This is a genomic window from Helicobacter pylori (assembly GCF_003637685.1).
Classification (GTDB): domain Bacteria; phylum Campylobacterota; class Campylobacteria; order Campylobacterales; family Helicobacteraceae; genus Helicobacter; species Helicobacter pylori_CJ.
Genome location: NZ_MVWW01000006.1, coordinates 1 through 12,693, shown reverse-complemented (window position 1 = coordinate 12,693; position 12,693 = coordinate 1). Strand labels below are relative to the sequence as shown.

The 12,693-nt window shown below is 38.0% G+C and carries 9 protein-coding genes and 3 pseudogenes; 6 read left to right on the top strand and 6 right to left on the bottom strand.

Annotated features, from left to right (window positions below; translation table 11 throughout):
* Positions 1 to 2: 2 nt before the first annotated feature.
* Positions 3 to 1,172 carry a cyclopropane fatty acid synthase gene (gene cfaS, locus EAL44_RS05280; protein WP_121075525.1) on the bottom strand — a complete coding sequence of 390 codons (1,170 nt, stop codon included), beginning with the start codon at positions 1,170 to 1,172 and terminating at the stop codon, positions 3 to 5.
* Positions 1,173 to 1,340: 168 nt separating this feature from the next.
* On the opposite strand from cfaS, the gene metG reads away from it, so the two are divergent.
* Genes metG through speA form a run of 6 tightly spaced genes read left to right on the top strand, consistent with a single transcriptional unit; the run spans position 1,341 to position 8,554 of the window.
* Positions 1,341 to 3,278: a methionine--tRNA ligase gene (metG, locus tag EAL44_RS05275; RefSeq protein ID WP_121075522.1), complete on the top strand. Its 1,938-nt coding sequence runs from the start codon at positions 1,341 to 1,343 to the stop codon at positions 3,276 to 3,278.
* Positions 3,279 to 4,286 carry a ferrochelatase gene (locus EAL44_RS05270; RefSeq protein WP_121075519.1) on the top strand — a complete coding sequence of 336 codons (1,008 nt, stop codon included), beginning with the start codon at positions 3,279 to 3,281 and terminating at the stop codon, positions 4,284 to 4,286.
* A gap of 3 nt (positions 4,287 to 4,289) precedes the next feature.
* Complete coding sequence (cmoB, locus tag EAL44_RS05265; protein ID WP_121075516.1) at positions 4,290 to 5,075, top strand: tRNA 5-methoxyuridine(34)/uridine 5-oxyacetic acid(34) synthase CmoB; 786 nt, start codon at positions 4,290 to 4,292, stop codon at positions 5,073 to 5,075.
* Positions 5,076 to 5,089: 14 nt separating this feature from the next.
* Positions 5,090 to 5,518 (top strand): hotdog domain-containing protein, encoded by a 429-nt coding sequence (locus EAL44_RS05260; protein ID WP_060473381.1) that lies wholly within the window; start codon positions 5,090 to 5,092, stop codon positions 5,516 to 5,518.
* 4 nt (positions 5,519 to 5,522) lie between these two features.
* Positions 5,523 to 6,692, top strand: a complete 1,170-nt coding sequence (locus EAL44_RS05255; RefSeq protein ID WP_121075513.1) for a glycosyltransferase family 4 protein — start codon at positions 5,523 to 5,525, stop codon at positions 6,690 to 6,692.
* Positions 6,693 to 6,706: 14 nt separating this feature from the next.
* A complete protein-coding gene (speA, locus tag EAL44_RS05250) occupies positions 6,707 to 8,554 on the top strand; it encodes an arginine decarboxylase (RefSeq protein ID WP_100984793.1) in 1,848 nt (615 codons plus the stop codon).
* Positions 8,555 to 8,628: 74 nt separating this feature from the next.
* On the opposite strand, the pseudogene EAL44_RS05245 reads toward speA, so the two are convergent.
* From EAL44_RS05245 to EAL44_RS05225, 5 genes and pseudogenes are all read right to left on the bottom strand, one after another.
* Positions 8,629 to 8,822 (bottom strand): annotated as a pseudogene (locus EAL44_RS05245) (type II toxin-antitoxin system HicA family toxin).
* Positions 8,815 to 9,033 carry a type II toxin-antitoxin system HicB family antitoxin gene (locus EAL44_RS05240; protein WP_079307853.1) on the bottom strand — a complete coding sequence of 73 codons (219 nt, stop codon included), beginning with the start codon at positions 9,031 to 9,033 and terminating at the stop codon, positions 8,815 to 8,817. Before EAL44_RS05240 ends, EAL44_RS05245 begins: the two are co-directional and overlap by 8 nt.
* A 161-nt stretch (positions 9,034 to 9,194) precedes the next feature.
* Positions 9,195 to 10,070 carry a hypothetical protein gene (locus tag EAL44_RS05235; RefSeq protein ID WP_121075507.1) on the bottom strand — a complete coding sequence of 292 codons (876 nt, stop codon included), beginning with the start codon at positions 10,068 to 10,070 and terminating at the stop codon, positions 9,195 to 9,197.
* A gap of 150 nt (positions 10,071 to 10,220) precedes the next feature.
* Positions 10,221 to 12,067, bottom strand: a pseudogene (locus EAL44_RS05230) (DUF262 domain-containing protein).
* A gap of 51 nt (positions 12,068 to 12,118) precedes the next feature.
* Positions 12,119 to 12,571 (bottom strand): annotated as a pseudogene (locus tag EAL44_RS05225) (hypothetical protein).
* Positions 12,572 to 12,693 lie beyond the last annotated feature (122 nt).

The following is a 12,693-nucleotide window of genomic DNA, read 5'->3' as shown; positions in this document are numbered from 1 at the left end:
AATTATTGGTAGATGTATTCTTTGGTTAAGGGGAAAGTGTTATCTACGCTGTTGGTTAAAAGCAATTGGAATAAATCCGCACTCCCCACCCTGAAAGCGGAAGCGCAAGTCCTTAAATACAGATCCCACATGCGGATAAATCTTTCGTCATAGCCGAGTTTTTTCACTTCATCTAGATTGTGGTTGAAGTTGTCTCGCCAAATGTCTAAGGTCTTGGCATAATGGATGCGTAAGCTTTCAGCCATGAGCAAGTGGAAGTCGCATTCGCTCATCACGCTCATCACTTCCCTTAAAGAGGGCAAGTAGCCGCCCGGGAAGATGTATTTATCCACCCATGCGTTAGTCTTGCCTTCAAAACAGCATAAAATGGAGTGGAGCAAAAACATCCCGCCCGTTTTTAACACTTCTTTAACTTTTTTGAAATAAAAGGGCAAATTATCCTTACCCACATGCTCAAACATGCCTACGCTCACCACTTTATCAAAGCGGTACAAACGCCCGTCTAAATCCTGGTAATTCAATAATTTGATCGTTACTTTATTCTCTAGCCCTAGCTCTTGGACTCGTTTGTTAGCCTGTTTGTATTGTTCGCTAGAAATGGTGATCCCCATCACTTCCGCCCCATATTCTTGCGCGGCTTTTATAGAGAGATAGCCCCAGCCACAGCCTATATCCAGCAGTTTTTCGCCTTGTTTTAAATGGAGCTTTTTTAAAGTGTGATCTAATTTTTGGAGTTGGGCGGCATGGAGGGTGTCATCGTCCTTTTTGAAATAAGCGCATGAATAGCTTAAGGTTTCATCCAACCAGATAGAATAAAAGTCATTCCCTAAATCGTAGTGTTTAGAAATGTTGGAGCTTTCTTTGATGGGTTTTTGGATAGCTTTAGCGTTATCATGTTTGTGCAAATGCTCATAATTGGTTTGCAAATACAAAGAGTGCATCACCTCATCCATAGAGCCTTCAATATCAATCACGCCGTCCATATAAGCTTCAGCGATCGTCAAAGACATGTCTTTTTTAATGTCGCTAAATTTCAGGGGGCGATGGATTTTAAGGGTGAATTTAGGCGAATGTTCACCATTCCTATAAACGCTATTGTCCCAAAAAACGACCTGATAATCGCCGTTTTTCCACTGCTTGAACATGCTTTTGAGCAAAAATTTTGAAATCATCTGTAATTCCTTGAACTCATTTTTCAATTTTTTGAGCGTTAATTATAATGAATTTTAAACTAAAAACACCCCATGAATAAGCATAAATTCAACCTCTATTCTCTAAATTTTAAAAAGCATGTTAAAATTAAAAGATTTAAACAAATTTAAGGTAACACGATTATAAAGATGCAAAAATCACTGATCACAACCCCCATTTATTATGTGAATGACATCCCTCATATTGGCCATGCTTATACGACTTTGATTGCGGATACTTTAAAGAAGTATTACACGCTTCAAGGCGAAGAAGTCTTTTTTTTAACCGGCACCGATGAGCATGGGCAAAAGATCGAACAAAGCGCGAGACTAAGGAATCAAAGCCCTAAAGCTTACGCTGATAGCATTAGTGCGATTTTTAAAAACCAGTGGGATTTTTTCAATTTGGATTATGATGGTTTTATCCGCACCACAGACAGCGAGCATCAAAAATGCGTGCAAAACGCCTTTGAAATCATGTTTGAAAAAGGGGATATTTATAAAGGCACTTATAGCGGGTATTATTGCGTGAGTTGTGAGAGTTATTGCGCGATTTCTAAAGCGGACAATACGAACGATAAAGTCTTATGCCCTGATTGCTTGAGAGAGACCACGCTTTTAGAAGAAGAGAGTTATTTTTTTAAATTGAGCGCGTATGAAAAGCCTTTATTGGAGTTTTACGCTAAAAACCCTGAAGCGATTTTGCCTATTTATCGTAAAAATGAGGTAACTTCTTTTATTGAGCAGGGTTTATTGGATCTGTCTATCACGCGCACGAGCTTTGAATGGGGCATTCCTTTGCCTAAAAAGATGAACGATCCTAAACATGTGGTATATGTTTGGCTGGACGCTTTATTGAATTATGCGAGCGCGTTAGGGTATTTGAATGGTTTAGACAATAAAATGGCGCATTTTGAATGCACTAGGCATGTTGTGGGTAAGGATATTTTGCGTTTCCATGCCATTTATTGGCCAGCTTTTTTGATGAGTTTGAATTTGCCCTTATTCAAACAGCTTTGCGTGCATGGGTGGTGGACGATAGAGGGCGTGAAAATGAGTAAGAGCTTGGGTAATGTTTTAGACGCTCAAAAGCTCGCTATGGAGTATGGGATTGAAGAATTACGCTATTTTTTATTGCGTGAAGTGCCTTTTGGGCAAGATGGGGATTTTTCTAAAAAAGCGTTAACAGAAAGGATCAATGCGAACTTGAATAACGATTTGGGGAATTTGCTGAATCGCTTGCTAGGCATGGCTAAAAAATATTTCAATTATTCTCTAAAAAGCGCCAAAATCACCGCTTATTATCCTAAAGAGCTAGAAAAAGCGCATCAAATTTTAGATAACGCTAATTCTTTTGTGCCTAAAATGCAATTGCATAAAGCTTTAGAGGAGTTGTTTGGCGTTTATGATTTTTTAAACAAACTCATCGCTAAAGAAGAGCCGTGGATCTTGCACAAAAACAACGAATCAGAAAAACTAGAAGCTTTGTTGGGTTTGATCGCAAACGCGCTGTTACAATCAAGCTTTTTACTCTATGCGTTCATGCCAAAGAGCGCTGTGAAATTAGCGAGCGCTTTTCGTGTAGAAATCACGCCTAATAATTACGAACGCTTTTTTAAGGCTAAAAAATTACAAGATATGATTTTACAAGACACCGAGCCTTTATTTTCCAAAATTGAGAAAATTGAAAAGACTGAAAAAGCGGGAGAAGCCCCACTAAAAGAAAATCAAGAAAAAGAAAAAGCCACCCTAAAACAAGAAAACTATATCAGCATTGAGGATTTCAAAAAAGTAGAAATTAAAGTGGGGCTTATCAAAGAAGCTCAAAGGATTGAAAAATCCAATAAATTATTGCGCTTAAAAGTGGATTTAGGCGAAAATCGTTTGAGGCAGATTATTTCAGGGATCGCTTTGGATTATGATCCTGAAAGCTTGGTGGGTCAAATGGTGTGCGTAGTGGCTAATTTAAAGCCTGCAAAGCTTATGGGCGAAATGAGTGAGGGCATGATTTTAGCGGTGCGAGATAGCGATAATCTGGCTTTAATCAGCCCTACCAGAGAAAAAATTGCAGGAAGTTTGATCAGCTAAATGCGATTAGGGGTGAATGAAGCCGTAGAATTGAGTTTGGGCGAATTGCAAAACACGCCCTCAATCAGCTATTTCAATTCCATTGTCTTGTCTTTAAACAAAGTCCAAAAAGGCTCTTTATTTGTGGCTAAAGATCACACGCTCATTCCTAAAGCTTTAGAGTTAGGGGCTTATGGGATTTTATACACAGGAGAATATCCTTTAAGCGATAGGGATGTGGCATGGATCAAGCTTAAAGACATAGAGCATTCTTTGAACCATTTGTTTAAATTTTGCTTGTTGAATGAGCGCGTGGTCGGGGCGCTGTTAAGCCCCATAGAATTAGAGATCGCTTCTAAAATCATGGTGAGCGGATTTGTGTGGTGCTTGAAAGAGAGCCTTGAAGATTTGTTCATTATAGAGGGGTGTAAAATAGCCTTTTTTGATAAATTGGAGTGGCTTCATTTGTTTTATAAGCAAGAGCGCTTGAGAGAATGTTTGAAAGAAAGTCGTTTAATGATTCTCAACCAATCCTTTTTTTGCAGCGCTTTAGTCTATGAAAAACAAGAATACGAATTAAAAATGCCATGCATCTTTTTAGAGCCTTTAAAAAGGGTGATTCAATTGTGCGAGAAATTACAAATTGAGTTTGATTTGAATCTTTTAGGCAAAAAAGAATACCCGCTAGATCATTGCAAACCCTTTTTTGTGAATAAAAATTTAGAAATAGCCCCCTATGGCGCAACGGCAAGGGTGGTTGTCGCTGAGGCGTCAAAAGAATTGTTTGAAATGATGCTTCAAAAAGCCCTTGAGACTTTATCGTGGGGGAAAATTGTCGTGTTTTGTCGTAAAAACAGCGCAACTTTCTTTGAAAAAAATAACCCTTATTGTTACACCACCCAAAACAACTTAAAAGAGCAATTAAAAAATTTAGCGTTTAATTTCGCTTTTATTTATGGGATTAGCTCCCATCATTTAGAATCCCTTTTAAACCCCCCTTTTTTTAAAAAAACCCCCACGCTATGGTAAGTCATGCTCATTTGTAACGATAATCTCAATCCAAAAACCCTTTTAGAAGAAATCATGGCTCTAAGGCCATGGCGTAAAGGCCCTTTTGAAATTTCTCAAATCAAGATTGATAGCGAATGGGATAGCTCCATTAAATGGGATCTAGTCAAAAACGCCACTCTTTTAAAAGACAAAATAGTGGCTGATGTGGGTTGCAATAACGGCTATTACTTGTTTAAGATGCTAGAACATAAGCCTAAAAGTTTGGTGGGGTTTGATCCGGGCGTTTTAGTCAAAAAACAATTTGAATTTTTAGCCCCCTTTTTTGATAAAGAAAAAAAAATCATCTACGAGTCTTTAGGGGTAGAGGGTTTGCATGAAAAATACCCTAACGCTTTTGATGTCATTTTTTGCTTAGGGGTGCTATACCACAGAAAAAGCCCGCTAGAAGCTTTAAAAGCCTTGTATCATGCTTTAAAAATAAAAGGGGAGTTGGTGTTGGATACGCTTATCATTGATTCGCCCCTAGACATCGCCCTTTGCCCTAAAAAAACTTACGCTAAAATGAAAAATGTTTATTTTATCCCTAGCGTTAGCGCTTTAAAAGGGTGGTGCGAAAGGGTGGGGTTTGAAAATTTTGAGATTCTTAGCGTTTCAAAGACCACGCCTAAAGAACAGCGTAAAACGGATTTTATTTTGGGGCAGAGTTTAGAAGATTTTTTGGATAAAACGGATCACTCTAAAACTTTAGAGGGGTATGACGCTCCTTTAAGGGGGTATTTTAAAATGCTCAAACCAAGCAAGCTTTAATAAAGGATTAAATAGTGCAAGAATCAGTCGTTCGTGTGGATTATGACTCTTTAGAGACTTGTAAGAATTTCAAACCAAGCGTTGGCACTGAATTAATCGTTTTAGAAAAAGATATAGCCCATGCGCGTTTCAAGGGTAATGAAAGCATGGTGTATGAAGAAAATTTTGTGCATGCCGGGTTTGTGCTTATTGCGTGCAATTATGCGGCCTTGTGCGCGTTGAATAAAAAGCACAGCGTGGTGGTTTCTAATAACATCAATTTTTATGCTCCCCTAGAATTGAATCAAGAAGCGCTCATTAAAGCGCAAGTGATTCAAGATGGCGTGAAAAAAGCTGAAATAAAAATAGAGGCGTTTGTGTTAGACATTCAGGTTTTAGAGGGAATGATAGAAATCGTGGTGTTTGATAAAAAGCCTTTTAAATTTAATTTTAAAGAAGAGTAGTTGAATGGTTATTGTGTTAGTTGTGGACAGCTTTAAAGACACCAGTAATGGCACTTCTATGACAGCGTTTCGTTTTTTTGAAGCGTTGAAAAAAAGAGGGCATACAATGAGAGTGGTTGCTCCTCATGTGGATAATTTAGGGAGTGAAGAAGAGGGGTATTACAACCTTAAAGAGCGCTATATCCCCCTAGTTACAGAAATTTCACACAAACAACACATTCTTTTTGCTAAACCGGATGAAAAAATCTTAAGGAAGGCTTTTAAGGGAGCGGATATGATCCATACTTACTTGCCTTTTTTGCTAGAAAAAACAGCCGTAAAAATCGCGCGAGAAATGCAAGTGCCTTACATTGGCTCTTTCCATTTACAGCCAGAGCATATTTCTTATAACATGAAATTAGGGCAATTTTCTTGGCTCAATAAAATGCTTTTTTCGTGGTTTAAATCTTCGCATTACCGCTATATCCACCATATCCATTGCCCGTCAAAATTCATTGTAGAAGAATTGGAAAAATACAACTATGGAGGGAAAAAATACGCTATCTCTAACGGCTTTGATCCCATGTTTAGATTTGAGCATCCGCAAAAAAGCCTTTTTGACACCACGCCCTTTAAAATCGCTATGGTAGGGCGCTATTCTAATGAAAAAAATCAAAGCGTTCTCATTAAGGCGATTGCTTTAAGCCGATACAAACAAGACATTGTATTATTACTCAAAGGCAAAGGTCCTGATGAGAAAAAAATCAAACTTCTAGCCCAAAAACTAGGCGTAAAAACGGAGTTTGGGTTTGTCAATTCCAATGAATTGTTAGAGATTTTAAAAACTTGTACCCTTTATGTGCACACAGCCAATGTGGAAAGCGAAGCGATTGCGTGTTTAGAAGCCATTAGCGTGGGGATTGTGCCTGTTATCGCTAATAGCCCTTTAAGCGCGACCAGGCAATTCGCTCTAGATGAACGATCATTGTTTGAGCCCAATAACGCTAAAGATTTGAGCGCTAAAATAGACTGGTGGTTAGAAAACAAGCTTGAAAGAGAAAGAATGCAAAACGAATACGCTAAAAGCGCTTTAAACTACACTTTAGAAAATTCAGTCATTCAAATTGAAAAAGTTTATGAAGAAGCGATCAAAGATTTTAAAAACAACCCCCATCTCTTTAAAACCTTATCGTGATAAAAGGATAGAAAATGCAAGAAGTCCATGATTATGGGATTAAATTTTGGAGCAATAACGAATTTAAGATAGAAAAAGGCTTGGTTAAAGTTTGTCATGGCAAAAACCCCTCGCTTTTAGAAATCGTTCAAAGCGTGCGCGATAAGGGTTATAGAGGGCCTTTGTTGGTGCGATTCCCCCATTTGGTGCAAAAACAAATCAAAAGCCTGTTTGATGCGTTTTCTTCAGCGATTAAAGAGTATCAATACAGCGGGGCTTTTAAGGCGGTTTTCCCTTTAAAGGTCAATCAAATGCCCTCGTTTGTTTTCCCTTTAGTGCAAGGGGCTAAGGGCTTGGATTATGGTTTAGAAGCCGGGAGTAAATCCGAACTCATCATTGCGATGAGCTACACTAACCCTAAAGCCCCTATCACCGTGAATGGCTTTAAAGACAAAGAAATGATTGAGCTTGGCTTTATCGCTAAAAGCATGCAACATGAGATCACTTTAACGATTGAGGGTTTGAATGAGTTGAAAACCATTATCGCTGTGGCTAAACAAAACGAGTTTTTAGCCTGCCCTAAAATTGGTATTCGCATCCGTTTGCACAGCACTGGCACTGGCGTTTGGGCAAAGAGTGGGGGGATCAATTCTAAATTTGGTCTTAGCAGCACGGAAGTTTTAGAAGCGATGCGCCTTTTAGAAGAAAACGACTTACTAGAGCATTTTCACATGATACATTTCCACATAGGCTCTCAAATCAGCGATATTTCGCCCTTAAAAAAGGCTTTAAGAGAGGCGGGCAACTTGTATGCAGAATTGCGTAAAATGGGCGCTAAAAACCTTAATAGCGTGAATATTGGAGGGGGGTTAGCCGTAGAATACACCCAACACAAGCACCACCAAGATAAAAACTACACTTTAGAGGAATTTAGCGCTGATGTGGTGTTTTTATTGAGGGAAATTGTGAAAAATAAGCAGGAAATAGAGCCGGACATTTTCATTGAATCAGGCCGTTATATTTCCGCTAACCATGCCGTTTTAGTGGCCCCGGTATTAGAATTGTTTTCGCATGAATACAATGAAAAATCCCTAAAAATCAAAGAAAATAATAACCCCCCCTTGATTGATGAAATGCTAGACTTGCTCGCTAACATCAACGAAAAAAACGCCATTGAATACTTGCATGATAGTTTTGATCACACCGAGTCGTTATTCACGCTTTTTGATTTGGGCTATATTGATTTGATTGACAGAAGCAACACTGAAGTTTTAGCCCATTTGATCGTCAAAAAAGCGGTGCAGTTGCTTTATGTTAAGGATCATAACGATATTTTACGCATTCAAGAGCAAGTCCAAGAGCGCTATTTATTGAATTGCTCGTTTTTCCAAAGCTTGCCGGATTATTGGGGCTTGAGGCAGAATTTCCCGGTCATGCCCTTGAATAAATTAGATGAAAAGCCCACCAGAAGTGCGAGCTTGTGGGATATTACTTGCGATAGCGATGGGGAAATCGCTTTTGATTCCACGAAGCCCTTGTTTTTGCATGATATAGACATAGATGAAGAAGAATACTTTTTAGCGTTCTTTTTAGTGGGAGCGTATCAAGAAGTTTTAGGCATGAAACACAATTTATTCACGCACCCTACGGAATTTAGCGTGGTTTTTGATGAAAAAGGCGATTATGAAGTGGAAGATATTTGTGAAGCCCAAACGATTTTAGACGTGCTAGACGATTTAGACTACGACACTAAAGAGATCGAGCGCCTTTTAAAACAAAAAATTGAAGACAACAACCAACTAGACATGGAAGAAAAGAAAGAAATCATGGGGCGCTTGTATGTCATGCTGAGCGAAAACGGGTATTTGCGCACGATTTCTTAAACGCAAAAACCCACTAAAAACGCTTTTTGTTGGGTTTTTATATTGTTTAAGATCTTTAAGACTTCTTTGAGATTTCATTTAAGGGCATTTTCCATGATTTCTTTCACTATTTAGGGTGCAAAATTCCGCCAGAATGAAAAGGCAAAACCTGCCTAATTTTATCTTTCACATAAATTCTATGGTTGCCTTTTTGCCTAGAGAAAACAAACCCATTCTGCAATAATAGTTTCTCTGCTTCTTTAGCTGTGAGTCGTGGCAATTCAGGCAAAAGCTATCTCAATGGGTGCTATTACAGAATTTTTCTTAGAAAGAAAAGCTAACTCATCGGCTTCTAAAGCTTCCAAATAAAGCTCTATGGCTTCTTTAATATTTCTTAAGGCCTCTTCATAACTTTTCCCTTGTGATACACAGCCTTTTAGAAAGGGGACAAAAGCAAAATACCCATTCTCATCTTTTTCTATGACAGCGTTTATAAGCATGGCACTACCTTTGATTAAATTCCTTATGGATTATACACATAATATATTTTAAACAAAATTAAATGGACAGATTAGAGAGGGAATGAAAAAAGAAAAGAATAAAAGAGAAAAAAAAGAGATTAAAAAAAGGAGACCCCTCACAAGAGAGTAAGGGGGGGGGTTTAGTTTTGAGCCTCGCCCTCGTTTTCTAACAAGTCGCTTTCAGTTAGCAACCCATAACTACCGAGATTGTCCGCTAATAAGCTAGCAGTTAAGCCTCCGCAACTTAAGTCATACTTATTGATACCGCCATCGCATAAGAGTTGTGCCACAAACATCGCCTCTTTTTCATCTTTAGGCAAGACTTTAGCAAAAGGGTCGTTTAGAGTAATTTCGCCTTTTTCATCATCGGCATAAGCGACAATCAAATTACAGAATAAGCGAATATCCTCTCTGTCCATATCATCAAAGGTATCCCAATAACACTCGTCTGTGTTTCGGTTTTTAATCATTTGATACCACTCCTCATCGCTATGGTGCTTTAATTTTGAAGCACAAGTTAAAGCGTGAATAATAATCATACTCGCTTGAAAACCTTGTCCCTCAAACACCATAGGCACGAACAAAGAACTTAAGCGTCTTTTTCTCTCGGTATTAGCATACAAACTCGCAGTCGCTAAAAACGAACTAGTCTCCTCATCTTTACCAAAAAACTCAAAGTCAAGCTTATATTTGCTTTCTTTAGGCTCTTTAGGAGTTGAAGTCCTTTCCTTAACACTTGGTCTGCTCGTAACGATTTTAATCCCTTTGAGCAAATCATCGGCGCTATCTTGCTTGTTTTCAGCGTGAAGTCTCATATGCTCTGTCAATGGAACTTGATTGAACCATTTTAAGAACTTTTCGCTATTGAAAGCGTATGAGGCTTGGTTGCCTTTTTCGCTCCTTAAGGTTACACGATTGAACCCAATGCTAATGACTTTAGCCTCCACCACTTTGTTATTGATTGTGGCTTTGACTAGTGCCCCTACTTTTAATTTGTTTTCATTTTGAAAACCCATAAAATACTCCTTGATAAAAATTTGTTTTAAATTCCGCTATAATCGGTCGTTCAATGTTTTTTAGTGTTTTTTATCTTTTTGGCATGGCTTGTTCCTCCTTGTTGTGGGGTGGGCGTTTTTCAAACGCCACCTTATTTTTGAGTGATCGCATCATTTGATCTCTTTTAAAAGAGCGTTTTTAAAAGCTTTAATCGCATTTTCGCCCACCAATTCAGCGATGCGATAGCGTGCGATTAAAAAGTCTAATAGTTTTTCGCTCCTTTTTTGAATCTCTATAATCCCAAAAGAAGCGTTTTTAGCCACTTCTTTTTCACTATAAGAGCCTTTCATATACTCTTTTCTTTTTTCATCAAAAGGCTTGTTGCTTAAAGAGCTGTTAGCGTTTTTAGGAATTAAGAGCAAGTTCCCTAAAGCATGCACGACATGGGGGTTTTTAGCCCAATTTTTTTCTTTAGCGTTGTAGCCTTGATCGGGTTTTTGAGGCAAGATATGTTCAATGCTTTCTAAACTGCTATCAAAATTCAAAGTCGTTTTAGGGTTATGGTATAGTTCGTATTCATAAAGCAAGTAATTCAACGCCTTGCCCCACTGATACCACTTCTCAGTATTCCTTTTGGAATGGATATTCTCTTCAAGCAATTCTAAAGCGCTATTGTTTTGTTTATTGAAAAAATGCTTTTCTAATGGTGGGAGATCTTCAATAGTAATATTCCCTTCTCCTTCTCTATACGCTTTGAACGCCATAAAAGCCAATCCAATCCATTCATTTTTAGCCGTATTCTTGCCAGCAACCCCATAGATCAAAAACCCGAAACGCTCTAAATATTCCAACAAGTCCTCTAATTCTTTGGTGGTATAAGGCTGTTTGTTAGCACCTTTTTTAACAAGCTGTATGGTAAAAAGAGAGAGCAATAAGGGCAGAAAAGCGTTATCGCTCAAAGCGTTTAAGCGCCGCATTTTGTCTAGCAAGCCGTGCATTTTAGGCGTGATTTCCATCTCAATCTTTTTATTGTCATTAAAAATAAGGGTGATAGCTTTTTCATCAAGCGTGTGCAAGAAATTCCAAACTTTAGAAGAGTAAGAAAGATAAAATAACAACTCGTCTATTTTGTCATATTCATCGCTAAAGGGTGTGTTAGGGGTATATCTTTTATGAGCGTTAAACTATGAGCGTTAAACTCCATTTCCAATAACCTCTTTTTAAAATCCCTTTTCTCGCCATAATAATACTCTACGAAATGCTTTAAAAACTTCTCTAAATCATCATCTTTAAATTGCCTCAAATCGTAATAAATGATCGTATAGGTGTCATTGATCTCTTTTTGAAGCGTTTCTAATTTTTGTCCATTACAAATCTTGTGCGCTACAAAATGCAAGCGGTTTTTAAACAATTCCAGAGTGGATAGATCCTTACCACGATTGTTGATCGTTTCAAAAGAGCTGAACGGATCGATTCGATTATCATTCAATTCTGCCACGCTAAAAAGCATTTTTTTAGTGAGAACATCAAACATTTTTTCAAGCGTTTCCATAGGCGTATCGCTGATTTTTTCTTGAAAAAATGCATGAGCGTCAATCAAATTTTTAGCGTAAAAAGAAGTTTGAAACTTTTCTAAATCTTTTTCTTCTCCCATGATCGCCCTAAAAGCTTCATTCAAACCATAATACTTATAGGACAGAACGGGTTCAAGGTTCATTGAATCATACTTTGGGTCTTTATGTTTAGTAATCTTGGCTAAAAGGCCTAATAAAATTAAGCTCGTAGTCAATCGTTGCTGGCCGTCTATGATTTCAAAAGCGCTATCTTCAAGCTCATTTTCAAGCCCTCTTAAGGTTAGGCTGTGCATGTAATGGAATTTATCTCCCAGCTTAGAGACATGCTCTAAATCGTTCCAAAAATCCTTCAATTGCCTTATTTGCCATGCATACCCCCTTTGATAGCTAGGGATTTCAAACACGCCTTTTTCAACCACGCCATCTAAAGTTAACAATTCCATTAAAATCCTTTCTTAAATGAATGGGATTATGAGTTAAAAACCCATAATCCCTTAATTTTTTCGCTCAATCAATTTTGGTTGTCCAAGTCTTGTGCTGTGCGTGAAATGCCAAGTGTTTTTATTGACTAATTCTTCGTATTCTTGGCTCCCTTTTTGAGCGCAAACACCCTCAACCTTTAACGCTCCCTATTCATCAGTCCCAATAGTGTCATGGTCAATCTTTAGGGCAAAAACACTCCGTTGGATTTTAACCCCTTTAATAGCTGATTTCTCATACACAATAGCAACAGCATAGTCCGCTTGACGCACTTTTTCAAAATCTTTATATTCAGCTACATTATCCATTCTTGGGCGAAAAAAAATCAAAGTGCATTCCTCACAAGCTTGTTTGAAAGGCTTGCCCTCTAAATCCGTATTTTTTGGATCGTTGTAATAATCGCTTTTGAATAAGCACAACAACAAATTGTATTTTTCATGCACTTTTAAATCTTCTAACTGAGCCATCATTTCTCCTTTGAATTTAACTCTGTAAGCCCCACTGATAAAAATGGGGCTTATGGAATCAAATGGTTTAAAAATGTTGTGGCACGGATTAATGAGAGAGAGAATAAAAGGGTTAATAAAAG

Excerpts from the sequence above, each read along its gene's own strand:
- cfaS (WP_121075525.1), bottom strand. The coding sequence starts at position 1,172 with ATGATTTCAAAATTTTTGCTCAAAAGCATGTTCAAGCAGTGGAAAAAC.
- metG (WP_121075522.1), top strand. The coding sequence starts at position 1,341 with ATGCAAAAATCACTGATCACAACCCCCATTTATTATGTGAATGACATC.
- EAL44_RS05270 (WP_121075519.1), top strand. The coding sequence starts at position 3,279 with ATGCGATTAGGGGTGAATGAAGCCGTAGAATTGAGTTTGGGCGAATTG.
- cmoB (WP_121075516.1), top strand. The coding sequence starts at position 4,290 with ATGCTCATTTGTAACGATAATCTCAATCCAAAAACCCTTTTAGAAGAA.
- EAL44_RS05255 (WP_121075513.1), top strand. The coding sequence starts at position 5,523 with ATGGTTATTGTGTTAGTTGTGGACAGCTTTAAAGACACCAGTAATGGC.
- speA (WP_100984793.1), top strand. The coding sequence starts at position 6,707 with ATGCAAGAAGTCCATGATTATGGGATTAAATTTTGGAGCAATAACGAA.
- EAL44_RS05240 (WP_079307853.1), bottom strand. The coding sequence starts at position 9,033 with ATGCTTATAAACGCTGTCATAGAAAAAGATGAGAATGGGTATTTTGCT.
- EAL44_RS05235 (WP_121075507.1), bottom strand. The coding sequence starts at position 10,070 with ATGGGTTTTCAAAATGAAAACAAATTAAAAGTAGGGGCACTAGTCAAA.